This is a genomic window from Streptomyces sp. NPDC087270 (assembly GCF_044744625.1).
Taxonomy (GTDB): domain Bacteria; phylum Actinomycetota; class Actinomycetes; order Streptomycetales; family Streptomycetaceae; genus Actinacidiphila.
In genome coordinates, this window is sequence record NZ_JBIUYR010000002.1 from 686,302 (window position 1) to 709,800 (window position 23,499).

Annotated in this window: 18 protein-coding genes and 1 tRNA gene; 6 read left to right on the plus strand and 13 right to left on the minus strand. The window is 74.4% G+C overall.

Going from position 1 to position 23,499, the window contains the following annotated elements; all coding sequences use genetic code 11:
* Window positions 1-154 precede the first annotated feature (154 nt).
* Both ACIPAE_RS06445 and ACIPAE_RS06450 read left to right on the plus strand, forming a co-directional pair.
* Entirely contained in the window at window positions 155-739 is a 585-nt protein-coding gene (locus ACIPAE_RS06445; RefSeq protein ID WP_329374263.1) for a helix-turn-helix domain-containing protein, read from the plus strand.
* A 104-nt stretch (window positions 740-843) separates the two neighbouring features.
* Window positions 844-2,205 (plus strand): MFS transporter, encoded by a 1,362-nt coding sequence (locus ACIPAE_RS06450; protein WP_402443237.1) that lies wholly within the window; start codon window positions 844-846, stop codon window positions 2,203-2,205.
* Between the two features lie 91 nt (window positions 2,206-2,296).
* On the opposite strand, the gene ACIPAE_RS06455 is transcribed toward ACIPAE_RS06450, so the two are convergent.
* The 3 genes from ACIPAE_RS06455 to ACIPAE_RS06465 form a co-directional block, all read right to left on the minus strand.
* Complete coding sequence (locus ACIPAE_RS06455) at window positions 2,297-3,085, minus strand: hypothetical protein (RefSeq protein ID WP_402443239.1); 789 nt, start codon at window positions 3,083-3,085, stop codon at window positions 2,297-2,299.
* 255 nt (window positions 3,086-3,340) lie between these two features.
* Window positions 3,341-4,111 (minus strand): helix-turn-helix domain-containing protein, encoded by a 771-nt coding sequence (locus ACIPAE_RS06460; RefSeq protein WP_328464575.1) that lies wholly within the window; start codon window positions 4,109-4,111, stop codon window positions 3,341-3,343.
* 267 nt (window positions 4,112-4,378) lie between these two features.
* On the minus strand, window positions 4,379-6,172 hold the full coding sequence (locus tag ACIPAE_RS06465; RefSeq protein WP_328464577.1) for a DEAD/DEAH box helicase: 1,794 nt from the start codon (window positions 6,170-6,172) through the stop codon (window positions 4,379-4,381).
* Window positions 6,173-6,423: 251 nt separating this feature from the next.
* Here ACIPAE_RS06465 and ACIPAE_RS06470 point away from each other — a divergent pair, with 251 nt between their 5' ends.
* Window positions 6,424-7,641 carry a hypothetical protein gene (locus tag ACIPAE_RS06470; RefSeq protein WP_366412948.1) on the plus strand — a complete coding sequence of 406 codons (1,218 nt, stop codon included), beginning with the start codon at window positions 6,424-6,426 and terminating at the stop codon, window positions 7,639-7,641.
* A 142-nt stretch (window positions 7,642-7,783) separates the two neighbouring features.
* On the opposite strand, the gene ACIPAE_RS06475 is transcribed toward ACIPAE_RS06470, so the two are convergent.
* Entirely contained in the window at window positions 7,784-9,208 is a 1,425-nt protein-coding gene (locus tag ACIPAE_RS06475) for an MFS transporter (RefSeq protein WP_329374261.1), read from the minus strand.
* A gap of 405 nt (window positions 9,209-9,613) precedes the next feature.
* Here ACIPAE_RS06475 and ACIPAE_RS06480 point away from each other — a divergent pair.
* A tRNA-Cys gene (locus tag ACIPAE_RS06480) sits at window positions 9,614-9,687 on the plus strand.
* A gap of 124 nt (window positions 9,688-9,811) precedes the next feature.
* On the opposite strand, the gene ACIPAE_RS06485 is transcribed toward ACIPAE_RS06480, so the two are convergent.
* Together ACIPAE_RS06485 and ACIPAE_RS06490 are read right to left on the minus strand one after the other, a co-directional pair.
* On the minus strand, window positions 9,812-10,990 hold the full coding sequence (locus tag ACIPAE_RS06485) for a hypothetical protein (protein WP_402443241.1): 1,179 nt from the start codon (window positions 10,988-10,990) through the stop codon (window positions 9,812-9,814).
* Window positions 10,991-11,136: 146 nt separating this feature from the next.
* Complete coding sequence (locus ACIPAE_RS06490; RefSeq protein ID WP_402443243.1) at window positions 11,137-12,297, minus strand: SPFH domain-containing protein; 1,161 nt, start codon at window positions 12,295-12,297, stop codon at window positions 11,137-11,139.
* A gap of 245 nt (window positions 12,298-12,542) precedes the next feature.
* Between ACIPAE_RS06490 and ACIPAE_RS06495 the strand changes: the two genes are divergently transcribed.
* Window positions 12,543-12,989 (plus strand): carboxymuconolactone decarboxylase family protein, encoded by a 447-nt coding sequence (locus ACIPAE_RS06495; protein ID WP_402443245.1) that lies wholly within the window; start codon window positions 12,543-12,545, stop codon window positions 12,987-12,989.
* Window positions 12,986-13,732: an isocitrate lyase/phosphoenolpyruvate mutase family protein gene (locus tag ACIPAE_RS06500; protein ID WP_402443247.1), complete on the plus strand. Its 747-nt coding sequence runs from the start codon at window positions 12,986-12,988 to the stop codon at window positions 13,730-13,732. The genes ACIPAE_RS06495 and ACIPAE_RS06500 overlap by 4 nt, the downstream gene beginning before the upstream one ends.
* Window positions 13,733-14,004: 272 nt before the next feature.
* Here ACIPAE_RS06500 and ACIPAE_RS06505 read toward each other — a convergent pair whose 3' ends face one another.
* The 7 genes from ACIPAE_RS06505 to ACIPAE_RS06535 form a co-directional block, all read right to left on the minus strand.
* Entirely contained in the window at window positions 14,005-16,278 is a 2,274-nt protein-coding gene (locus tag ACIPAE_RS06505) for a xanthine dehydrogenase family protein molybdopterin-binding subunit (protein WP_402443337.1), read from the minus strand.
* A gap of 41 nt (window positions 16,279-16,319) precedes the next feature.
* Window positions 16,320-18,443 (minus strand): 2Fe-2S iron-sulfur cluster-binding protein, encoded by a 2,124-nt coding sequence (locus tag ACIPAE_RS06510; RefSeq protein WP_402443249.1) that lies wholly within the window; start codon window positions 18,441-18,443, stop codon window positions 16,320-16,322.
* Window positions 18,440-19,312, minus strand: coding sequence for an FAD binding domain-containing protein (locus ACIPAE_RS06515; protein WP_328464591.1), 873 nt, complete (start codon window positions 19,310-19,312; stop codon window positions 18,440-18,442). The genes ACIPAE_RS06510 and ACIPAE_RS06515 overlap by 4 nt, the downstream gene beginning before the upstream one ends.
* 264 nt (window positions 19,313-19,576) lie before the next feature.
* Window positions 19,577-21,205 (minus strand): beta-N-acetylhexosaminidase, encoded by a 1,629-nt coding sequence (locus ACIPAE_RS06520; RefSeq protein ID WP_329369063.1) that lies wholly within the window; start codon window positions 21,203-21,205, stop codon window positions 19,577-19,579.
* Between the two features lie 87 nt (window positions 21,206-21,292).
* Window positions 21,293-22,480: a tetratricopeptide repeat protein gene (locus ACIPAE_RS06525; RefSeq protein WP_366412943.1), complete on the minus strand. Its 1,188-nt coding sequence runs from the start codon at window positions 22,478-22,480 to the stop codon at window positions 21,293-21,295.
* Between the two features lie 58 nt (window positions 22,481-22,538).
* Window positions 22,539-22,847: a DUF3039 domain-containing protein gene (locus ACIPAE_RS06530; RefSeq protein ID WP_329369059.1), complete on the minus strand. Its 309-nt coding sequence runs from the start codon at window positions 22,845-22,847 to the stop codon at window positions 22,539-22,541.
* Between the two features lie 11 nt (window positions 22,848-22,858).
* Window positions 22,859-23,446, minus strand: coding sequence for a YqgE/AlgH family protein (locus tag ACIPAE_RS06535; protein WP_329369058.1), 588 nt, complete (start codon window positions 23,444-23,446; stop codon window positions 22,859-22,861).
* Window positions 23,447-23,499 lie beyond the last annotated feature (53 nt).

Sequence of the window (23,499 nt, forward strand, 5' to 3'; positions counted from 1 at the left end):
GGACGGCACGGGCCGGCCGGGCCCGGCCGAGGATGCAAAGAATTTTTGCAAAAGAGTCTTGCAAAGGTTCTTTGCACTCCCCTACGGTAGGGACGTGCCCAAGAAGCCCGCGGACGAGATCCGCCACCAAGCCCCCGCCGACGAGGTCCGCGTCATGGACCCGCGCGCCCTGCGCGCCCTCGCCCACCCGCTGCGGATGCGGATCATGGCCGCGCTGCGCGAGTACGGTCCCGCCACCGCCTCCGGGCTCGGCGACCGGCTCGGCGAGTCCAGCGGGGCCACCAGCTACCACCTGCGGCAACTCGCCGCGCACGGCTTCGTGGAGGACGACCCGAAGCGCGGCACCGGCCGCGAGCGGTGGTGGAAGGCGGTGCACCGGGGCACCCGGTTCGACAGCACCGAGGACTTCCTCGCCCACCCGGACCCCGAAGTGCGCGGCGCGATGCGCTCGTTCATGCACCAGATCGCCGTGGAGCACGCGGAGCAGCTCACCGGCTGGCTCGGCACCTCGGACGAATGGCCCGAGCCCTGGCGGGAGTCGGGGAACCTGAGCAGCTTCACCCTGCGGCTGACCCATGAACTGGCCACGGAGCTGAGCCAGCGGGTGGAGGAGCTGATCGGGTCCTACCGCGACCGGGTGCCGGAGCCGCCCGAGGACGAGCACCCGCGCAGCCCCGCGGCCGACGGCTCGGCGAGCGTCCGCATCCACTTTCATGCTTTCCCGCGCCGCGTCGACTGAGCAGGCCGCACCACCCGATCTCCTGACCGACCGGGCACCGTAGAACCGGCGCCACCCGCACCGCAACGCCCATACCGCTCATCGCACTCACGGGGGGACCCGCCATGAGTTCATCAGCCATGCCCGCTTCCGGCTCGCCGACCGCTCCCGGGACGCCGGTTCGTCCCAGGGACCGCCGCCCGCTCCTGCTGCTGCTCACCGCCAACGTCGTCTCCGTCGCGGGCAACATGCTCACGCTGGTCGCCATCCCGTGGTTCGTGCTCTCCACCACCGGCAGCCCGGCCCGCGCCGGACTGGTCGCCTTCGCCTCGACGGTGCCGGTGATCCTGGCGGCGCTGCTGGGCGGCCCGCTGATCGACCGGCTCGGCTACACCGTGACCAGCGTCGTCTCCGACGGGGTGTGCGCGCTGGCGGTGGTCGCGGTACCCGTGCTGCACGCGACCGGGCACCTGACGTACGGCCTGCTGCTGGTCCTGGTAGCCGTCAGCGGCCTGTTCCACTCCCCCGGCGAGACCGCCCGCGAGGTGCTGATGCCGCGGCTGGCCGAACGCGCGGGCACCACGGTGGCGCGGGCGTCGAGCGGATACGAGGGCGCCTCGCGCGGGGCGCGGATGCTGGGCGCGCCGCTGGCGGGTGTGCTGATCGCGGGAATAGGCGCGGCGAACGTCCTGGTGCTGGACGCCGGCACCTTCGCGGTGTCCGCGCTGCTGATCGGCCTGGGCGTGCACGAGCGGACCCGGCGGTCGGAGCGGACCGCGGCGCCGAAGCCCGCCAAGGCCGACAAGGGCGGCAAGGGGTCGGCGCTCGCCGCGTACCGGGCCGAACTCGCCGAGGGGTACCGCTACCTGGTCCGTGCCCGGCTGCTGTTCTCGGTGGTGGCGATGGTGATGGTGACCAACGCGCTGGACCAGGCGTGGTCGTCGGTGCTGCTGCCGGTGGAGGCGCGCGAGCACCTGGGCGGATCGGTCGGCATCGGGATGGTCTCCGGCGTCTTCGCCGCGACCGCGCTCACCGGGTCGCTGCTGTTCGGGGCGATCGGGCACCGGTTCTCGCAACGCGCCCTGTTCATCGGCGGCTTCCTGGTCTGCGGCTTCCCGCGCACGGCGGTGGCCGCGTTCCTCCCCGGACTGACGCCGCTGCTGATCGTCTCCGCGGTGTGCGGGCTGGGCGCCGGGGTGCTCAACCCGATCATCGGCACCGAGATGGTGCGGCTGATCCCCGAGCGGCTGCGCAGCCGGGTCTTCGGCGCGGTGACCTCGGGCGTGCTGGTCGCGGTGCCGCTGGGCGGCCTGCTCGGCGGGTACATCGTGCAGTACGCCGGGCTGCGCACCGGGATGGTGACGGTCAGCGCGATCTACCTGGTGACCACGCTGAGCCCGTTCGTCCTGCCCGCCTTCCGGGCCTGGGACACGGCCGGGGACCTGGCCACCGAGGAAGCGCGGCAGCCGGTCGGCGCGGGGGCGTAGGGAGACGTCAGGAAGGCGTAGGGGGCACTCGTCCCGCTCGTCCGGGGCCGCGGGCCCGTCCGGAGCCGTACCGGCCCGGGCGGGCCCGCTGTCAGCAGGTGGGGGTCTTCTGGCCGGCGCGCAGGGCGGACAGCGCGGACAGCGCGTTGTCCAGGGTCGTGACGGGGATCAGCTTGAGGCCGCCGGGCAGCGCGGCCTTGGCGTCGGAGCACTCGCCGCGCGGCACGATGAAGACGGTGGCGCCGTCCCGGACGGCGGCCTTCTCCTTCAACGGCACGCCGCCGACCGCGCCGACCTTGCCGGAGCCGTCGATGGTGCCGGTGCCGGCGATCACCCGGCCGCCGGTCAGGTCGCCGCCGTGGCCGTCGCCGTCGACCTTGTCGATGATGCCGAGGGTGAAGAGCAGACCGGCGCTCGGGCCGCCCACGTCGGCCAGGCGCAGCGTGACCTTCACCTTCGACGGTGACAGGCCCAGGTGCTTCAGGGCGGCGGTGGTGGCGTCCTGCTGGGAGTCGGTCATCTCCTTCTCGTTGGCCTTCTGGATCTCCGCGACCGAGTTGCCGCTGGGGTAGACCGAGTCGCGCGGCATCGCGGCCTTGTCCGAGCTGAACCACGCCTTCGCGACGTCCGAGAAGTGCACCGAGGCGTTCGGGGCCGTGGCCGCCACGGTCACCAGGCGGAGCTGGCCGCTGGTCGGCCGCGTTTTCGCTCCGCTCACCGTGATCACCGGGGTGCCCTTGTCGGCGCCCAGCACGTTCGCCGTCAGCCCGGGCACCACGATGGACATGGGGAGGGGGGCGAGGGCGGCGACGGCCAGCAGCGCGACCACGATCGCGCCGCACACGGCGAGGGTCAGGGTGCGGCGGGATACGGCAGGCATGCGCCGAGCTTAACGGGTCCGCCCGGGCCGCCCGCCTGCGGATGTGCCCGGACCTTGCGGTGCGCGGGTGGCTGGTCGCGCGGTTCCCCGCGCCCCTTGGTGGGTGCCCCTTGCGGTGGCGCCTTCACCTTGCGGTGCACGGTGGTTGCTCGCGCGGTTCCCCGCGCCCCTGCGTATGTGCGGCTCCTTCCGCGGAAGGACCGCAACCCCCAAGGGCGCGGGGGTCTCCCCAGCCGGGCCAGGCACCCCGCAGGGTCAGCGCAAAGCCTCGGACACTTCCGTCGCGGCCTCGACCACGCGCATACCCACCCGTTCCGGGACGGATTCCGCGAGCATGACAACACCGACGCTGCCCTCGATACCGGGCACCCCGAGAAGGGGGGCGGCGGCGCCGGCGGCACCGGCCTCCAACTCGCCGGAGGTGATGACGTAGCGGGCCTGCCCGAACGCCCCGCCGACCCCGATGACGCGGTCGGTCCCGTCGACCGGATGATCCACCGCGCCGACCGACCTCGCCGCGAACCCCGCGAACTCCTCGCTCTCGGCCCGCTCCCAGCCACCCCCGTCCGCGGTGGGCTGCATCCCGCGGCCGGCGAGGATCGCCCGCCCGGCGGCGCCGCGGTCCAACGGGTGCCGGAAGCCGGTCCGATAGGCCACGTGGTAGTCGGTCCAGGTGGGCTCGACCACGGCGACGGCGAGCGCCTCCGTGCCGTCGACGAGGGTCAGATGAGCGGTCGCCCCGATGTCCTCCGCCAGCGCCCGCAGCGCGGGCAGCGCGGCCTCCCGCAGCAGCGGATGCACCTGATGGGCGAGACCCAGCACCCCGAGCCCCACTCTGGCCCGCCCACCGAGGTCCCTGCGGACCAGCGAGTGCTGCTCCAGCGTGGCCAGCAGGCGGTACACCACCGTGCGGTTCACGCCGAGTTTGGCGGCCAGTTCCGTCACGGTCAGACCGTGGTCGGTGTCGGCGAGCAGTTTGAGAACCCGTAGGCCCCGGTCGAGCGTTTGAGACGTCTCCGCGGTCACGACGCCCCCTCCTCGTGAAATCGGCGGCGCATCTCACCACCCCCGCCATCGGGGTGCGCACTGCCGGTCCCGCGGCAGTGCGCGGAGAGGCCGCCGGTCGGTTCGTTACCCGGCTGCGCTCCGCGGCTGCACTGCCACGGCGCGTGCGTGACCGGCACCGTAGCGAGCGAGTACCGCTCAGCGGAAGGGGTCGTCCACAATCCGGGCGCTCCCTTGACCGGACTTTGGGGTTCATCCCGGTGCCGATCACCTACAATCCGGCGGAGATCACCGCATTCGGGTCGCCCACTCCTGCACCTTTTTGATGCGCTCGGCGAGCTGCCCGGCGCTCGCCTCGGCACTGGGCGGACCACCGCAAACCCGGCGCAACTCGTTGTGCACGACGCCGTGCGGTTTGCCGCTCTGGTGGTGATACGCACCCACCAGGGTGTTGAGCTGTTTGCGCAGTTCGAGAAGCTGGCGATGGGTGACGATCGGCCGCCGCTCGGCGGGCAGTTCGAGCAGATCGGCCTCTTCGTCCGGTTTCTTCCGGCTGTGCGAGATCTGCCGGGCCTGCCGCCGTTGGAGCAGTATCTGCACCTGGTCCGGCTCCAGCAGCCCGGGGATGCCGAGGTAGTCCTGCTCCTCCTCGCTGCCCGGGTGCGCCTGCATGCCGAACTCGGCGCCGTCGTAGAGCACCCGGTCGAAGACCGCGTCGGACTCCAGCGCCTCGAACGGCAGCAGGTCGTCGTCGGTCGCCTCGTCGTCGGCCTTCTCGGCGTCGGCGAGCAGCTGGTCCTCCTCGGCGAACGGGTCCTCCTCGCCGCCCTTCTTCGGCTTGTCGAGCACGTGGTCGCGCTCGACCTCCATCTCGTTGGCGAACTCCAGCAGCATCGGGATGGTCGGCACGAACACCGACGCCGTCTCGCCGCGCCGCCGGGACCGTACGAAGCGGCCCACCGCCTGCGCGAAGAACAGCGGGGTGGAGATGGTGGTGGCGTAGACGCCGACCGCCAGGCGGGGCACGTCGACGCCCTCGGAGACCATCCGCACCGCGACCATCCAGCGGTCCTCGGACGCGGCGAACTCCTCGATCCGCTTGGAGGCGCCGGTGTCGTCGGAGAGCACCACGGTCGGCTTGTGCCCGGTCAGCTCCTTGAGCAGCTTGGCGTAGGCACGGGCCGAGTCCTGGTCGGTGGCGATCACCAGGCCGCCCGCGTCCGGGATGCCCTTGCGGACCTCGGTCAGGCGCTGGTCGGCGCTCTTGAGCACGTTGGGAATCCACTCGCCGGTGGGCGCGAGCGCGGTACGCCACGCCTGGCCGGTGGCGTCCTTGGTCATCGGCTCGCCCAGCCGCGCGGACAGCTCGTCGCCGGCCCGGGTGCGCCAGCGCATCGTGCCGGAGTAGCTGAGGAAGATCACCGGGCGGACCACGCCGTCGGCGAGCGCGTTGCCGTACCCGTAGGTGTAGTCGGCGGAGGAGCGGCGGATGCCGTCGTTGCCCTCCTCGTAGACCACGAACGGGATCGGGTTGGTGTCGGAGCGGAACGGGGTGCCGGTCAGCGCGAGGCGGCGGGTGGCCGGCTCGAACGCCTCCAGGCACGCCTCGCCCCAGGACTTGCTGTCGCCGGCGTGGTGGATCTCGTCGAGGATCACCAGGGTCTTGCGCTGCTCGCAGCGGTTGCGGTGCAGCATCGGCCGCACCCCGACGCCCGCGTACGTCACCGCGACGCCGTGGAACTCGCGTCCGACCGGGCCCGCGCTGTAGTCGGGGTCGAGCTTGATCCCTATCCGCGCCGCGGCGTCCGCCCACTGCGTCTTGAGGTGCTCGGTCGGGGCGACCACGGTGATCTGCTGCACCATGTGGTTGTGGAGCAGGTACGACGCCAGGCTGAGCGCGAAGGTGGTCTTCCCGGCGCCGGGCGTCGCCACCGCGAGGAAGTCCCGCGGCTGCGCCGCCACGTAGGCGTCGATGGCGCCCTGCTGCCAGGCCCGCAGCTTGTTCGCCGTGCCCCAGGGGGCCCTCCCGGGGAAGGCGGGCGACAGGTGGTGGGAATGGGGGTGCGAGGCGGCGGTAGTCACGGTCTCCGTAAGGGGGTTGTCGGCGCGGGCGGCCGCGCGCGGGTCGGTTCGGTACGAAAACCGCCTCAGCCTACCGGGCGGCACGGCGGCCATCCCGCGGCGGCGCGAGCGCGCCGCCCCGGTGCGACCCACCTCACAGTGCGGCGAAAGGACGGCGCGGGTTGCGTCTCCGGTGCGGCAGACTGCCTGACAGCGCGGTGTGGGGCCGCGAGGGGACGGCGGCGAACCCGGGGGGCGGGATGGGAATCGGCATGACCGGACGCGGCGGGCGGGCGCGGGCCGGCGTGGTGGCGCTGGCGGTGCTGCTGGTGCTGGCGGGGGTGGTGGCGCTGGTCAAGTACGAGCGGCGCGACAAGGGCACCCCGTACGTGCCGCCGCGCGCCGGCCAGGCGTCGATCCTGCTCACCGCCGACCAGGCCGGCTCCGGTCTCGACCTCAACACGATCCGCGCCGACGACGGCATGGCCTTCGCTCCCGACGGCTCCCTCTACGTGCTGCGCACCGACCTGTTCAGGGTCTCGCCCGACCGCAAGGTGTCCCGGGTGTGGCGGGCCGGCGCGTACGCCACCGGCGGGCTCGCGGTGCTCCGCGACGGCACCGTCGCGGTCGGCGTGCGGGGCGGGGTGCTGCGGATCGACACGCACGGCAAGGCGTCGACGCTGGCGGGCAGCCCGGACCCGGCGCCCGGGAAGAAGAAGGGGAAGGGCGGGAAGGGCGACGACGGCGCCGGCACGGGCGGTACGAGCGGCACCGGCGGCACCGGCGGGGACTCCGGCGCGACGGGCGCCGCGGGCCCCGCCGGGTCGACCGACGCGACGGGCTCGACCCTCCCCGCCGGCTCCACCGCGTTCGTCGGCGTGGCCCGGCCGCTGGGCACGCGGCCGGACGGCGCCCTGCTCGTCCAGGACTTCACCGCCGTCTACGCCGTCAAGGACGGCACCGCGACCAAGGTGCTGGACACCCCCGTCGCCAGTGCCTACCTCAACACCGACACCGACACCGACGCCGTACGGCCCACCGCCGACGCCGCGGGTGACGTGTACTTCGTGGCCGCGGCCGACCACGTCGCCGGCCTCTCCCACCGCATCACCCGGGTCACCCCGTCCGGCGCGTCCGCGCCGGTCCCGATCCCGAAGAGGATTGCCGGCCTGCCCGGCGACCCCGACCGGCTCACCGTGCAGTCACTGGCCGGGGACGGCGCCGACGGGGTCTACGTCGACGCGGTCGGCGGGAGCGGCGGGAGCGGGTCCACCGGTGGCCTGAACGACTACATCGTCCACCTCCACGACGGCACGGCCCGGGTCGTCGGGCACAGCCACACCGCCGCGCACGTGCTCGACTGCACGCTGCCGCACGCGGTGAGCGCCCTCGAACTGCCCTGCTCCCTGCCGGCCGGCATGGCCTACCGCGACGGACGGCTCGCACTGGACGGGATGGTGCACTACACGCTCGAAGTGGCCGTCTCCTAGCCGGAACCCGAGGCCCGGAACCCAAGGCCCGGACCCGAGGCCCGGAACCCGGAACCCGGAAGCCGGAAGTTCGGGCCCCGTTGTGCGGACCCGGGAGTTCCAGCCCGGGACCCCGCTCGCGCGCCCGCGGCCCTCCCTGGGTTCAGTCGCGGGCCGGCCTGGTGCGCAGCCGCGCCGCGACCAGCGTGCCGGCCAGCGCGATCGCCGCCGTCGGCACGAACACCGCGGCGAACGCGGCCGGGTGCCCGGTGGTGGCGCCCGCGACCGCGGCACCGGTGGCCGCGCCGACCGAGCCGCCGCCGAGCGCGGTGAAGACGGTGCCGGCGCCGCCCACGATCAGCACGTTGGAGAGCGAGTCGGCGACCTGGAGGGCCGCGGAGTTGGTGCCCGCCTCGGCCGGCGGGGACAGCCGCAGCATCAGCACGCTCAGCACGGAGATGGTCAGCCCCATGCCGAGGCCGCCCGCGCACCAGGCCACCGCCACGATCCACGGCGGCACCGAGTGGATCAGCACGAACGGCAGCGTGCCGATGGCGGCCGCGGTCAGCGCCATGCCGGCCTGCGCCAGCCGCTCCCGGAACGGCTCCAGCCGCGGCCTGGACTGAAGGTAGGAGCCGAGCGCCCAGGTCAGCCCGCCGCCCGACAGCGAGAGGCCGGCCAGCGTCGGGGACAGGCCGCGCTGGGTGACCAGCATCAGCGGCACGAAGCTCTCCGCGGCGAAGAACGATCCCGCCGCGATGCCGCGCATCAGCACCACCGTCGGCAGCCCCCGTACGGCCCGGAACGTGCCCCGCGGCAGCAGCCGCAGCGCGGCCGGCACCAGCAGCCCCGCGCCGGCCACCGCCGGCAGCACGGACAGCGGCCGCAGGTCCTGCCCGGCGTACTGGAGCAGCGCGGCGCCGCACGCGAGCGCCCCCGCCCACCAGATCCGCCGGCCCGCCGGCCGCGCGGCGGAACTCTGCCCGCGCTGCGCCGCCGCGGCCTCCCGGGTGGCCCGGCGCAGCGCCGGCAGCATCACGGCCAGCGGCAGCACCACCAGCACCGGGATCGCCAGGAACACCCAGCGCCAGCCGAGGTGCTGGGTGACGGTGCCGGACACCAGCGGCCCGACGATCGAGGGCACCACCCAGGACGCGGAGAACGCGGCCATCACCGCGGGCCGCAGCCGCTCCGGATAGGCCCGACCCACCACCACGTACAGCGCCACGATCACCAGGCCGCCGCCGAGCCCCTGCACCGCCCGGCCCAGCACGAACACGCCCATCGACTGGGCGGTGCCGCTGACCACCAGGCCGGCGCCGAACCCGGCGATGCCGGTGGCCAGCGGCGCCAGCGGGCCGCCGCGGTCGCACCACTGGCCGCTCACCACCATGGCGAGCAGCGAGGTGGTGAAGTAGCCGGAGAACGCGAACGCGTACAGCCCGACGCCGTGCAGTTCCCGGGCGGCGACCGGCATCGCGGTGCTCACGGCGGTCGCCTCGAAGGCGATCATCAGCACCACGGAGACGATGCCGAAGGTGAGCGCGCGGTACGGGCGGGACAGCACGCCGCCGTCGGTCGCCGGCATCTGCGCCAGGTCCCGTGCGGCGGCCTGGTCCGGAAGGGTCCCCGCGCCGTGCGCGCTGCCCGGAGCGATGCCGTCCGGCGCGGCGCCGGCCTGAACGGTCGTGCCCGCAGCGGCTTTCCCCGCGGTGGCACCGCGCCGTCCGTGGCGGGTGCGCGTGGTCGGTCGTGTCGGTGCCATCCGGCCAGGGTAAGGGTCGCCGGGCAGTGCGCGCCCCTACCCGTAGGCGTTAATCGGATCAGCCGATGGACCTAGGCCGCGCGCCGGAACGTGCGGCGGGCGCCGGGCGCGCGGCGGGTGGGGCGCGCGGCCGGCCGTGAACGCCGTGTGGCAGTCGTGTTGCGGGGTGGGCCGGACCGTTGACCGCGCGTACCGCGGACCGGCATGGTCATAGCAGCGAGAGCACGCGGCCGCGTGCCCGAGTGGTCAGGGACTCGTCTGCAAAGCGAGCTACACCGGTTCGAATCCGGTCGCGGCCTCCACGTCCGGCCCGGCGCCCGTCACACGGGCCCGGGCCGGTCCTGCGTTCACGCGTCCGTACGCGGCCGGATGCCGGGCCCCTGGCGGGTCAACCCCCGCAACCCCGCAACCCCCGTCCCGGCGGCCTCACTTGGCCATCACCACCGCCACGATCACCGCGATCACCACCGCCAGTGCCGCGATCGCCGCCGTGATCTTCGCGGCGCTGTACGGGCGTTCGCCGATCACCTCGCCGGTGCGGGCGTTCACCATGACCTGCCAGCTCTTGCCCGCGTGCAGGTACGTCAGGAACCACACCGGCAGCAGCATCAGCTTGAACGTCACGTCGTCGTACCGGGTGTTCACCGAGGTGACCCGCTGCTCGTCGCCGCCGATGTCGGCGCGGCAGTCCCCCTCGATCACGCCCGCCATCCGCTGCTTCGCCGTCTCCAGGCCCTGTTCGGGCTCGACGTCGTAGCGCACCGTCTGGAAGCCGGCCAGGTACTCCGGCTGGTAGGGGCGCGCCTCCTCCAGCGGCCACGGGGTGAGCTTGTCCAGCTGCTTGGACTTCACATGGCTGGTGCCGGCCACCAGGATGTCGTCGAAGGCGCGGGCCACGGTGCCGGAGGCGTGGTGCCAGCGGGTGTGCTGGACCTGGCGGGTGCGGGTGACCTGCTCCCCGTTCTCCGTCGTGGTGTAGGTCTCGGTGGTGTAGTAGTGCTCGCCGCGCTGGCCCTGGTAGTGCGAGGTGGTCGCCGCGTCGTACGTCCAGTGCGGCAGGTAGCTGCCCTTGAACGTCTCCGCCTCGGTGACCTTCTTCAGGCTGCTCGGCGCGAACCAGCGCGAGGACGTCCAGGTGCTCAGCCGGTCCCGGGCGGCCCTGCGGTCCAGGCCGAACGGGACGACCGCCTCGGGCACCACCCGCTCGGTCAGTTCGGCGTCGGCGACCAGGGGGGTCGCGCAGAACTGGCAGCGCGCCGACAGGTCGTCGGTCTCGGTACGGGCGCCGCACCCCGGGCAGACGAACGCCCGCGCCTCGCCCAGCACCGCGGCGCGCGGCTTGTCCCGCAGCGTCGCGAGCTCCGCGATGGGGTGCTCGCGGACCTGGCGCGGCAGCTCCGCCAACGCCCGCTCGTGGCCGCAGTACGGGCACTTGAGCGCGCCCGCGCCCGGCGAGAACTCGACGGTGGCTCCGCACGCCTCGCAGGGGGTCGACTGCACGCCGCCCGCCCCGGCCGCCGCCGTAGCTGCCTCCGGTCCCGGCCCCGCCTGGGTGGAACCGGTGCCGGCCACCACGCCCTCCGGCCCGCGCTCTTCCGTGCTCATGGCAGTGCTCTCCCCCACTCCTTGGGTCGTCCGTCCGTGCCTCGACGTGCCTGCGTGCGTCCGTACCTGCGTACCTGTGTACGTCGCGACGGGTCCGGCCGGCTACACGGGTGCGCCGTGCCCCGCCGCCCGGGCGCCGGGCGTCCTCACGCCTGCGGCGGCAGCGGCGGCGGTACGGCCCCGAACAGCCCGCCGACCTCGGGGACCTGGGCGGCCGGCAGCCATCCGGCCATGCCGTCCTTCCAGACCAGCGTCTCGCGGGTGAGGGTGCCCGCGCCGACCAGGCCGGACAGCGCGGCGGCGTCGTACGGGCCCTGCTGGGCGCCGCCGATCCCGACGAACCACTGGGCGGGCTGGGGCAGCGGCGGCGGGGTGGCCGCGGCGGGAGCTGGTGCGGCGGGTGCGGCCGGGGCGGCGGCGGCCGGGGCCGCGGTCGCGGGAGCCGCCGGGGCCTGCGGGGTGAGCCCCGCGGCGATCCGCTGGCCCATCGCCATGCCGATGCCCAGGCCGACGCCCTCGCCCGCGCCGCCCGGGTTGCGGGCCGCCTCCCCGATCGCGTTCGCCGCCTGGAACTGCGTGAACTGGTCGAGGTTGCCCGCGATGCCCATCCGCGAGCGGGTGTCGATGGCCTGCTCGACCTCCGGCGGCAGCGAGATGTTCTCGATCACGAACTTCGGCACCGAGATGCCGACCGACGCCAGCTCCTGGCTGAGCACCACGGCCAGCCGGGCACCGATCGCGTCCTGCTGCGTGGCCAGGTCCAGCATCGGCACGCCCGAGGTGGCCAGTGCGTTGGACAGCCGCCCGACGATGAGCTGCCGCAGGTACTCCTGCACCTCCTCGGTGCGGAACTGCGGGTCGGTGCCGGCCAGTTCGCGCAGCAGCGCGGGCGGGTCCACCACCTTCGCGGCGAACGAGCCGAACGCCCGCAGCCGTACCATCCCGAACTCGGCGTCCCGCACGATCACCGGGTTCGCTGTCCCCCACTTCATGTCGGTGAACTGGCGGGTCGTGACGAAGTACACCTCGGCCTTGAACGGCGAGTCGAAGCCGTACTTCCAGCCCTTCAGCGTGGACAGGATCGGCATGTTCTGGGTCTGGAGGGTGTAGGTGCCAGGCGTGTAGACGTCGGCGATCTGGCCCTCGTTGACGAACACCGCGGTCTGGGACTCGCGCACGACGAGCTTGGCGCCCATCTTGATCTCGTTGTCGTGCCGGGGGAAGCGCCACACGATGGTGTCCCGACTGTCGTCGGTCCACTCCACGATGTCGATGAACTCGCCCCGGATCGCGTCGAACAGACCCACGCCCGTCCCCCATCCCGCGCTTCGCGCGCACTGCCCGCCCCATTGACCGACCAAGCGTCCGAGCACGCCCGAACCCGGGCACTCTAGCAACCACCCCCACCGCCACCCCTCATGACGTCCGCTCCCGAATCCCCGGTTCCACCGCCCCCGCAGTGGGGGCGTCCGGCCGCCGCCGGGATTGGCCCGGAGATCGGGGGTCGTAGTGGCCCAGGGGTGGAGGGGCGGGGGGACGTAGCGTCAGGGGTATGACGCGACGAGGGAGTTACGCACAGCAGGCGCCGGACGTGTTCAGGACGATGCTGGCGTTCAGTCAGGCGGCCGTGAAGGGGCTCGACCCGGTGATCGGGGAACTGGTGAAGATCAGGGCCTCGCAGATCAACCGGTGCGCGTTCTGCCTGGACATGCACGTGAAGGACGCGCGGAAGGCGGGCGAGAGCGACGAGCGGATCGACCTGCTGGCGGCGTGGGAGGAGGTCGACGGGCTCTACACCGACAAGGAGCGGGCGGCACTGGCGCTGACCGAGGCGGTCACGGTGCTCACCGAGGGGTTCGTGCCGGACGATGTGTACGCGCGGGCCGCGGCGCACTTCGACGAGGCCGAACTGACCCGGCTGGTCAGCGCGATCGTGGCGATCAACGCGTGGAACCGCTTCAACGTGACGTTCCGCACGGCCCCCGGGAGCCAGGCATGAGCGGCACGGCCATCGGCGGCAAGGCCGCCGTCCTGCGCGCCCTGCACCACGACCGGGCGGCCGACGATCCGCTGGTGCTGCCCGGACCGTGGGACGCCGCGAGCGCGAAGGTGTTCGCGGACGCCGGCTTCCCCGCGCTGGCCACGCCGAGCTCCGGGGTCTCGGCGTCGCTCGGCTACCCCGACGGGCAGGGCACTCCCCCGGCCGAGATGTTCGCCGCGATCCGCCGGATCACCCGGGCCGTGGACGTGCCGGTCAGCGCGGACGTCGAGGCCGGATACGGGCTGCCCGCCGCGGAGTTGGTGGAGCGGCTGCTCGAAGCGGGGGCCGTCGGGTGCAACCTGGAGGACTCCGACCCGGCGACGGGTGCGCTGCGCGACCCGGACGCCCAGGCCGAGTTCCTCGCCCAGGTGCGGGCCGCGGCGGGCGACGCGCTCGTCCTCAACGCGCGCGTCGACACCTATCTGGCGGGGGCCGACCGTACGCCCGCGGCCGCGATCGCCCGCGGGCGGCGGTACGCCGAGGCCGGGGCGGACGTGATCTACCCGATCCTCGCCGCTCCGCAGGCGCTCGGCCTGATCGCCGAGGGGGTCGGGCTCCCCGTCAACGCGCTGTGCAAGCCGGGCGGGCCGGCGCCCCGTGAACTCGGGGTGTTCGGCGCCACCCGGGTGACCTTCGGGGGAGGCATGCAGCACCAGGCGATGGACGATCTCCGCGTCACCGCGGAGGCGTTGCGGGGCTGAGCCGGTCCGCCCGGGCTGCCCCGTCCCGGGAGTACCCGGACCTGACGGCCCGGGGTGGCTCGTCGCCGCGGGTACTCCCTCGGGGGAGTTCCCCGCGCTCCTCGTACGTGGCTGATCGCCGCTTCTGCCCGCGGGCGCCCACGCCACGGGCGGTGTTCGACCGTGCGGAAGACGTGCACCGACAGGGGCGCGGGGAACGGCGCGCGCAACCCGCCACCGGCGGGAGCCCGGGGGCAAGGGCGGAACCGTGGCGGCGCGGCGCCCGCGGGTTCCTACGGGGTGGGGGGTTTGACGACGGCTGCTTGGGGGCGGATGGGGAGGCGGTTGACGGGGCGGCCGGTGGCCGCGCGGACCGCCGCGGCGACGGCGGCCGGTGAGGTGACGACGGGCACCGCGGAGACGGCCTTGGCCCCGAAGGGCGCGACGACGTCACGTTCCTCGACGAGCTTGACGATACGGACGTCGGGCGCGTCGAGGGCGGTCGGCAGCGGGTACCCGGTGAGGTTGGGCCGCTTGACGATGCCGCGCGGCGCCCGCAGGTCCTCCATGAGGGCGAGCCCCAGCCCCTGGGTGACGCCGGCCTCGATCCGGGCGGCGAGCTGGCGCGGGTTGAGCACGCGCCCGACGTCCTGGGCGACGGCGAGCTCGACCACCCGCACCGCGCCCAGCTCGATGTCGACGTCGACCACCGCGCGGATCGCGCAGAAGGTGAGCCCGACGAAGGCGTCGCCCTGGCCGTTGTCGTCGAGCCGGTCGGTGGGGTGCGGGCGGCACTGCGCGGTCGCCCACAGCTCCTTGCCGTCGAGCGTCTCGGCGACCGTCGTGGACAGCACCCCGTCGTAGGACGTGATCTTGCCGTCGGCGATGGACAGCAGCTCCACGGACATGCCGAACTTCGCGGCGAGCGGCTGGAGCAGCTGGGTGCGGACCATCTTCGCGGCGCGCTCCACCGCCCCGCCCGACACCCAGGTGTGCCGCCCGCGGGCGGCGGGCCCGGCGGGCGGCTGGTCGGTGTCGGACGGCAGCACCCGCACGTCGTCGACGCCCAGCACCTCCTGCACGATCTGCCGGGCCAGCGTGGTGAACCCCTGCCCGGTCTCGACGGCGGCGCAGATGACGGTGGCGCGGCCGTCGTGGATGCGTACGGTCGCGGTGGACACCTCGTCGGTGCCCTCGGCGCCCAGCAGGTGCACCATGCCGAGCGCGTAGCCGACCCCGCGGCGCACCGCCCCGGGCTCGCCGGCGCCGGAGACACCGCCGGGCAGCAGCCACTGGGACTCGTCGTCGCCGTCGGGCAGCGGCGGCAGGTCGGCGTCGCGCACGGCCTTGAGGAGTTCGCCGACCGGCGCCGGGCAGGTGACGGTCTGGCCGGTGGGCAGCAGGTCGCCGGTGGCCAGGACGTTCCGCATCCGGATCTCGGCCGGGTCCAGGCCGAGTTTGGCGGCGAGCTTGTCCATCTGGCCCTCGTAGGCCGCGCAGACCTGGAGGGCGCCCTCGCCGCGTACGTGCCCGGACGGCGGGTTGTTGGTGCGCACCACCCAGCCCTCGACGAAGACGTGCGGCACCACGTAGGGGCCGGCCGCGAAGGCGACCGCGGCGGCGAGCGCGTCGGAGGACGCGTCGGCGTAGGCGCCCGCGTCGAGCAGCACCTGCGCCTCGACCTTGACCAGGCGGCCCTCGGCGTCGGCGTGGTGGCGGTAGCGCAGCAGGGTCGGGTGGCGGTGGGCGTGGCCGAGGAAGGACTCCTCGCGGGTGGCCACGAACTTCACCGGGCAGCCGGTGCGCAGCGCCAGCAGGCCCAGCGGGAGCTGGATGCCGGAGTCCTCGCGGTCGCCCATCGCGCCGGGCACCCCGGTGACGACGACCTTGACCCGGTCGGCTTCGAGCCCGAAGCAGGCGGCGGCGATGTCCCGGTCGGCGTGCGGGTCGGTGGAGGCGACGTAGAGCTCCACGCCGCCGTCGGGGCGCGGGACGGCCAGGCCGGCCTCGGCGCCGATCGGCGCGGGGTCCTGGCGGCCGACCCGGTACAGGCCCTCCACCACGACCTCGCCGACCGCCTCCGGGTCACCGAAGCGCAGCGGGATGTGCCGGATCAGGTTGCCGTCGGGGTGCAGCGGTTCCGCCGCGAACGCCTTCTCCGGGTCGGTGACCGGCTCCAGCACGTCGTACTCGACGAGGATCGCGGCGGCGGCGAGCCGGGCGGTGTCGGGGTGGTCGGCGGCGACCGCGGCGATGGGCTCGCCGTGGTGGCGTACGACGTCGTGGGCGAAGACCGGCCGGTCGGCGACCTTGCGGCCGTGCATGGCGTCGCCGGGCACGTCCTCGTGGGTGACGACGGCGCGTACGCCGGGCATCGCGACCGCGTCGGAGGTGTCGATCCGGGTGATCCGCGCGTGCGGGTACGGCGAGCGCAGCACCGCCGCCCACAGCAGCCCCTCGGCCCACAGGTCGGCGGCGTACGGGTAGGTGCCCTGCGCCTTCGGCAGCGCCTCGGCGGAGGGCACCGGCGCGCCGATGCCGTGCGGTTCGCCGCCCTGGCCGGCCAGCGTCTCGGCCACCGCTCCGGGGCCCTCGACGATGCTGCTGCTCACTGGGCACCTCCCGAGCCCGCGGAGCCGCCCTGGTGGGGGACGCGGGCGGGGTCGTCGGGTCCCGCGGCCGCGGGGTCGTCGGGGTCGCGGCCGGTGTCGCGCGCGGCGACGACCGAGCGGACGGCGTCGAGGACGCCGCGGTAGCCCGAGCAGCGGCAGAGGTTGCCGCTGAGCGCCTGGCGGACGTCCAGGTCGGTGGGCTTGTGGTTGCCTTCGAGCAGGTCGTGGACGGTCATCGCCATGCCGGGGATGCAGAAGCCGCACTGCACCGCGCCGCTGTCGGCCAGCGCGCACTGGACGTCGGAGGGCCGGCCGTCGACGGTCAGGCCCTCGACGGTGCGCACCTCGCTGCCGGCCGCGGTCGCCGCGGGCACCAGGCAGGACGCCACCAGCCGCCCGTCGACCTGGACGGAGCAGGCGCCGCACTCGCCCTGCTCGCAGCCGTCCTTGGCGCCGGCCAGGCCCAGCCGCTCGCGCAGGACGTACAGCAGGGACTCGCCGAGCCAGGCGTCGGTGACGGGCCGGTCGGTGCCGTTGACCCGGAGCATGTAGGAGGCGAGCGGGTGCTCGCTGCGGGTCGGCTCGGGGGATTCGAAGGGCTCCGCCGGGTCCGGATCGGCCGAACCGGCGTCCGCGGTACCGAAGTCCGCCGCGGCGTCCGGGGCGGCGCCGGTGTCGCCGTCGGACGCGGCGTCGCCGTGCGGGGTGCCGTCCGCGCCGTCCTGGCCGTCCTGGCCGGGTCCGGCGCCGAAGTCGGGGTCGACGTCGGAGCCGAGTTCGGGGCCGTCGTGCGGGGACGCGTCGTCGGTGCCGGACGCTTCGGAGACGGCCTCGGCGACTTCGGTGGCCTCGGCGTCATCCGGGCCGTCCGCGCCGGGTGCTGCCGCGGGCTCCCGCACGTCGTCCGGGCCCGCGAGGTCGGCGAGGTCCGCGAGGTCGCCGTGGCCGTCGGGGCCGTCATGCCGGGCCGATCCGACTTCCTCGCCGTACCCGGCCGGCTCGTCGACGGCGGCCGGCTCGTCGACGGCGGCGGGATGGTCGACGGAGGCGGGCTGGTCGAAGGACGGTACGGCGTAGGGGATCTCGCCGCCCGCGGCGACGTCGTGGCCCGCGGGCCGGTCCTGCCCGGTGTCGATGCCGTCGGCCGTGGAAGGGACGTGAGGCGCGTGGGGCGCGGGAGGCGGGCCCTCGGGGTCGTCCACGATGCCCGACCAGGCCGCGTCCGCCGCCGGGGCGTGCGCGGGCAGCCACGGCACCGCGTCGCCGCCCTCGGGGCCGGTGAACGGCATCTCCCAGTGGCTGCTGCCGGGGTCCGACGGCGCCTCGGCGCCGCCGCGCTCCCGCTCGGCCGCGGCCCGCTCCCGCGCCGCCTGGGCGGCGGCAGCGGCACCCTGGCCGAACATGCCCGCGGGGAAGGACTGGGTGGGCGCCGGTGAGGGCGTCTGGTCCCAGGAGGGTGAGAAGGCACCGAGGGAGTACTCGCCGGACTCGGCCTCGGACTCCTCCCTTATGACCGGGATCGACCAGGCGGTGACCGGGTCGTGGTCGCCGCCCGCACCGCCGACGCCACCCGCGCCACCGGTTCCGCCCGCGCCGAAGCCACCGGTGCCCGAACCGCCGTCGGCCGGACCCCCGTCGCCGTGCCCGCCGCCGTGCCCGCCGCCGGAAGCACCACCGGGAGCACCGGCCGGGACGTCCTGCCCGCCGCCGTATCCCCCGTGCCCCCCGTGCTCGTAGGGCCGCTCGGGGTTGCCGGGCAGCCGGCCGGAGTGCCCGCCGTGCGGGCCGGGTTGCTCCTGCGGCCGGTAGTCGTACGCCGAGCCGCCGTCCGGGCCGGGCCCGTACAGCGGCTGACCGACCTGGTAGCCGCCGTTCTCCAGGTAGCCGGCTTCCTCGTCGGGGTGGCCGGACCAGCCGGGGCCGGCCGGGCCGTGCGCGCCGAGCGGGTCCTCGCCGGGGCGCGGCTCGGGCGGGAGTTGGGCGGCGAAGGAGACGTGCATGGTCTGGTCGGGGTCGTAGTCCCCGCCACCGGGCACCGGCTGCCAGGCGCCGGCGGTGCCGGGACCGTGCCGGCCCTGCTGGTCCCGCTGGTCCCGCTCGTTCGGCTGCTGGTCGGTCATGCCAGGGCCCTCCCGAGCGCTCGGCGGGACAGTGCGGCCACGGTACGGCGCAACTGGACGGCGGCGGGTGGCAGTTCGACACCTGGCTGGTCGGGGATGCAGGCGGCGGCCACGTACTCCCCGAAGGCGGTGCACGCCTCCGGGGCGAGGCTGCGCTCGCCGTCCCAGTCGATCAGGCCCGCCACCCACTGCTCGGCCTCCAGCGGCCGCAGCGGCACGGGCGCGACGGCGCCGACCGAGCAGCGCACCTGGCGCCGGGCGGGGTCGACCACGAGGGCGACCGAGGCGACCGCCCGGCCGGGGCCGGTGCGCCCGGTGGCCTTGAGGAACGTCTGCGGGGCGTGCAGCAGCGGGATACGGACGAAGGCGAGCAACTCGCCGGGGCGCAGCGGGTCCATGCCGGTGAGCAGGTGGCTGACCGGCAGTTCGCGGTCGCCGTCCGGCCCGGCGAGGATCACGCTCGCCTCCAGGGCGGCCAGCACCGGCAGGGCGTCGCCGGTGGGCGCGGCGCTGGCGATGTTGCCGCCGAGGGTGCCGGCGTTGCGGATCTGCGGGGGGCCCGCGGAGCGGGCGGCGGCGGCCAGCGCGGGGATCAGCGCGGCGAAGTCGGGGCGCCCCATGCGGGCGTGGGTCAGGCCCGCGCCGAGCAGGGCGGCCCCGTCGGCGTACTGCCAGCCGCGGATCTCGCTGATCCGGCCGAGGCCGACGAGCGCGGCCGGGCGCAGCAGGCCGGAGTTGACCGACGCCATCAGGTCGGTGCCCCCGGCGACGGGCACGGCACTGGGCATGTCGGCCAGTGCCGCCACCGCCTCGTCGAGCGAGGAGGGCAGCGTGACGTTCGCCGCCTCCTGCCGTGCATACGTGCTCACGACGCTGCCCCTTCCCGGCCTACCTACGTCACGCGGTAGCCGTACCGTACGTGCTGACAGCCCGGACGTGGCAACTCTGGCACATGTTCCGGGGCGCCCGACGCGAGGGTCCACGAAGTACCGATCCGCCCCTCACAGGGTTGATCGTACGACTGGACACGGATCGGGTGCTGTGTCTGCATTGCCACCCTTCAAGGCAGTTGGGACGGTACGGGTCCAGGGTGCCGCCGCGGCGCGCGGCGCGGCGGCGGGTTCCCGGTTCGGTCACACGATCGGGGGCGAACCGGGCTTCGGGCGGCCGAGGACGCCGGGGCGGCGCTGCCAGGGCTTCGGGCCGCCGGGCGGGCGGTATTCGACGCCGAGAGCGTCGAGCCGGGCGTAGTGGGTGCGCATCCGGGCCTGGAAGTCCGGCCAGTCCCGGTCGGCGGGGGCGCCGAGAGCGGACCAGGCGACCTCGGCGAAGGCGGCCAGCCGGGGGAAGACCATGTAGTCGACCGCGCGGACCGAATCGAGCACCTCGGTCCAGACGTTGGCCTGGGTGCCGATGACGTGGGCGGCCTCCTGCGGCGTCAACTCCGGCGGGACCGGCTCGAACCGGTAGACGTCCTCCAGGGTGCGGACGTACCCGATGGGCACCGGCTCGTCGGGCGAGTCGGACTGTCGCCAGTCGAGATAGACATGGCTCTCCGGGCACATCACTACGTCGTGTCCGGCCCGGGCGGCGGTGATTCCGCCGCGGTACCCGCGCCAGGAGGAGACCGTGGCGCCCTCCGGCAGGCCGCCCTCCATGATCTCGTCCCACCCGATCAGCCGCCGGCCGCGCTCGGCGAGCCAGCGGTCGAAGTGGCTGATCAGCCGGCTCTGGAGTTCGTCCTCATCGCGCAGGCCGAGTTCGACGATGCGGTCCTTCGCGGTGAGCGAGGCGGTCCACTGCTCCTTGGGGCACTCGTCGCCGCCGATGTGGAAGAACGTGCCGGGGAACAGCTCCAGGAGTTCGGTGAACACCTCCTCGTAGAAGCGCAGGACGGCCTCGGTCGGGGCGAGCACGTTGGGGTTCACGCCCCAACTGGTGAGCACCGGCAGGGCGCTGGTGTCGAGCACGTCGGTGTTGCCGAGTTCGGGGTAGGCGGAGATGGCGGCCTGGGAGTGGCCGGGGATGTCCACCTCGGGGACGACGGTGATGTGCCGGGCGGCGGCGTATCCGACGATCTCGCGGATGTCGTCCTGCGTGTAGTAGCCGCCGTGCGGGCGCTCCTCCCACAGCGGGGACTCGCGCAGGCCGACCTTGGTGCGCTCGCGCCAGGCGCCGACCTCGGTGAGGCGGGGGTGGCGGCGGATCTCCACCCGCCAGCCCTGGTCGTCGGTGAGGTGCAGGTGCAGCACGTTGAGCTTGTGCGCGGCCATCAGGTCGAGGTAGCGGAAGACCACGTCCTTCGGCATGAAGTGGCGGGCCACGTCCAGCATGAAGCCGCGCCAGCCGAAGCGGGGGGCGTCGGCGAGGTGGCAGGCCGGTACGGTCCAGGTGCGTTCGGCCAGCGGGGCACGGCGGAAGGCGTCGGGGCCGAGGAGTTGGCGGAACGTCTGGGCGCCCCAGAAGACGCCGGCCGGGCCCGCGCCGGTGATCCGTACGCCGCCCACCGGGTCGACGGTCAGGCGGTACCCCTCCGGCCCGCCCGGCACCGTCTCGTCCACCGCCAGCCGCACGGCTCCCCCGCCCGACGCCTCCCCCGCGGAAAGCGGCAACCCCGTCGCCGCGCCCACGGTGCCCCGCAGCCACCGCGCGGCCGCCTCCGTACCCGGCCCGGCCGCGATCACCGTCTCCGGCCGCAGCGTGAAGACTTCGTCGTCGGCGGAGTACGTCGTGGCGTCGCTCGGCATGGGGATGAGATCCATGGGCCCATCCTGCAATACGCCCCACCGATTGGCATAGACCAATACGCCGCCCCGCGCCCTTCGTACGTGCGACTTCTCCGGGGACGGCTAGAGCGCGCGGCGCCGCAACACGTGCAGGCGGGCGGAGAAGACGCTCGCGGCCAGCCACCCTCCGACCGTCCAGAACAGGTGCCCGAGGGCGACCGGCGCCCACGCCTCCGTGGAGGTCCGCCCGCGCACCGCGAGCGCGAGGGTGCCTCCGATCAGGAGCCCCGTGGCCGTGAGTTGGAGCCGGACCAGTCCGGCGTAGCGAAGGATGCGGCGGGCGAACATCTCGCCGTACCACCAGGGCACGCTCAGCAGGACCGCGCAGACCGCGGCGAGCCCGGCCACGGAGAGCAGGGCCACGGACCACAGCGGCCAGGGCGCGCCGCGCCACGCCCGGTCGGCGACGAGCCCGGTCGTGAGCAGCGCGGGCAGCGGCAGGACCGTCGCGACGTGCACCGCGGCGATCCGCCACAGCCATTCGTCGCCGACCATCTCGGTACGGGTGGTGGCGCGGACCCCGCGCAACCGGGTGCGCGCGCTCACCCCGGACCGCCTGGACCCCATGGCGGCCAGCACCCCGATCAACCCGAAGGTGACCCCGAAGACGATCCCGGCGGCCACCAGCTCCCAGGTCCCGCCGGTCTCGATCCGGTAGAGCTGCACCCCGAGGAAGACCGCCAGCCCCACGCCGCCGAGCACCGCGCCTCCGCGCGGCACCACGAGCTGCCCGGGTGCCGCGCCGAGCGTGAGTGCCCGCTCGGCCGCCGCACGGTGCTCCGCGCGGTTGCGGCGCGGTATCCGCCCGAACACGCCGCGCCCCGCGGACAGCGAGCGGGCCAGCGCGATCTGCGCCTCCGCCTCGCGCGGGGCGAGCGTGACCGCGCGGCGGGCGGCCGCGATCGCGTCGGGGATACGGCCGAGCCGCCGGTAGACGTCGGAGAGCAGCACCGACGGCTCCCAGCCGTCGGGGTCCGCCCCGGTCGCCCGCAGCGCCACGGTGAGCGCGGCGTGCGCCTCGTCCAGCGACAGCAGCACCACCCCGGCGAGCACGAAGACGTCGCCGGCCTCGGCGGGCGAGGCGATCGCCAGCGCCCAGTCGACGGCGTCGCGGGCCTCCGCGGGCCGCTGCTCCTGCGCGAGCACCCAGGCGCGCAGCAGGTACCCCGCGCTGCCGTTGCGCTCCACGAAGGCGTCACTGATCAGCGCGTGCGCCTCGGCGAACCGGCCCTGGCCCACCAGGGAGTGCACGCGCTCACCGCTGCTCGCGTCGTCGTCCGGCGCGTCCGCCGCACCGAACGCGCCGCTGTCAGCCGTTGCCGCCCCTTCCGGACTTGCCGGAGCCGGACTTGTCGTTGCCGCCGCCACCGGCCGGCATGCCCTCGTAGATCTCCTTGCACATCGGGCAGACCGGGTACTTCTTCGGGTCCCGGCCGGGGACCCAGACCTTGCCGCAGAGCGCGACGACGGGCGTGCCTTCCAGCGCGCTCGCCATGATCTTGTCCTTCTGGACGTAGTGCGCGTAGCGCTCGTGGTCGCCGTCACCGTGGGAGAGCTGCGGAGTCGGCTCGACCAGTGTGCCGGTGCCCGCCCCGCGCTCGGGCTCAAGAGTGCTCATAACCGTCAAGCCTAATTGAGAGAGGGATCGTCGGGATACGTGGCCACCATCGCGAGCTTGCCGCGCTGCCGGCGCAGTACCGCCCGCCACATCCTCTCCGGGTCCGGCGCGGACACGTCACCCGGCTCGGACTCGACGACGTACCAGGCGCCGTCGGCCAGTTCCTTCTCCAGCTGGCCCGGTCCCCAGCCCGCGTACCCGGCGAAGATCCGCAGCGAGCCCAGCTCCGCGGCGAGCAGCTCGGGCGGCGCCTCCAGGTCGATCAGGCCGATCGCGCCGTGCACCCGGCGCCAGCCCAGGATCGCCTCGTCGCCGTCCGCACCGGGCTCGCCGGGGACGACGGCCAGGCCGAGCGCGGAATCCAGCGAGACCGGGCCGCCCTGGAAGATCACCGGCGGGGCGACGGTGAGCGCCGCCCACGACTCCAGGACGTCGCCCACGCCGACCGGCGTCGGCCGGTTCAGGACGACGCCGAGCGACCCCTCCGCGTCATGGTCGAGGAGGAGCACCACCGCCCGGTCGAAGTTGGGGTCCGCGAGCTTCGGCGTGGCCACCAGCAGTCGTCCGGTGAGCGAGGACACCTCGGTCATGGTGCACATGATCCCCCAACCGATGCCCGTTCGGAGGGTCAACGGCGGGGTAGGCGGACCCG

What these genes read in the sequence shown, in the direction of transcription:
- ACIPAE_RS06445 (WP_329374263.1), top strand. Translation starts at nt 155, where the DNA reads ATGGACCCGCGCGCCCTGCGCGCCCTCGCCCACCCGCTGCGGATGCGG.
- ACIPAE_RS06450 (WP_402443237.1), top strand. Translation starts at nt 844, where the DNA reads ATGAGTTCATCAGCCATGCCCGCTTCCGGCTCGCCGACCGCTCCCGGG.
- ACIPAE_RS06455 (WP_402443239.1), bottom strand. Translation starts at nt 3,085, where the DNA reads ATGCCTGCCGTATCCCGCCGCACCCTGACCCTCGCCGTGTGCGGCGCG.
- ACIPAE_RS06470 (WP_366412948.1), top strand. Translation starts at nt 6,424, where the DNA reads ATGACCGGACGCGGCGGGCGGGCGCGGGCCGGCGTGGTGGCGCTGGCG.
- ACIPAE_RS06475 (WP_329374261.1), bottom strand. Translation starts at nt 9,208, where the DNA reads ATGCCGGCGACCGACGGCGGCGTGCTGTCCCGCCCGTACCGCGCGCTC.
- ACIPAE_RS06485 (WP_402443241.1), bottom strand. Translation starts at nt 10,990, where the DNA reads ATGAGCACGGAAGAGCGCGGGCCGGAGGGCGTGGTGGCCGGCACCGGT.
- ACIPAE_RS06495 (WP_402443245.1), top strand. Translation starts at nt 12,543, where the DNA reads ATGACGCGACGAGGGAGTTACGCACAGCAGGCGCCGGACGTGTTCAGG.
- ACIPAE_RS06500 (WP_402443247.1), top strand. Translation starts at nt 12,986, where the DNA reads ATGAGCGGCACGGCCATCGGCGGCAAGGCCGCCGTCCTGCGCGCCCTG.
- ACIPAE_RS06510 (WP_402443249.1), bottom strand. Translation starts at nt 18,443, where the DNA reads ATGACCGACCAGCAGCCGAACGAGCGGGACCAGCGGGACCAGCAGGGC.
- ACIPAE_RS06520 (WP_329369063.1), bottom strand. Translation starts at nt 21,205, where the DNA reads ATGGATCTCATCCCCATGCCGAGCGACGCCACGACGTACTCCGCCGAC.
- ACIPAE_RS06530 (WP_329369059.1), bottom strand. Translation starts at nt 22,847, where the DNA reads ATGAGCACTCTTGAGCCCGAGCGCGGGGCGGGCACCGGCACACTGGTC.
- ACIPAE_RS06535 (WP_329369058.1), bottom strand. Translation starts at nt 23,446, where the DNA reads ATGTGCACCATGACCGAGGTGTCCTCGCTCACCGGACGACTGCTGGTG.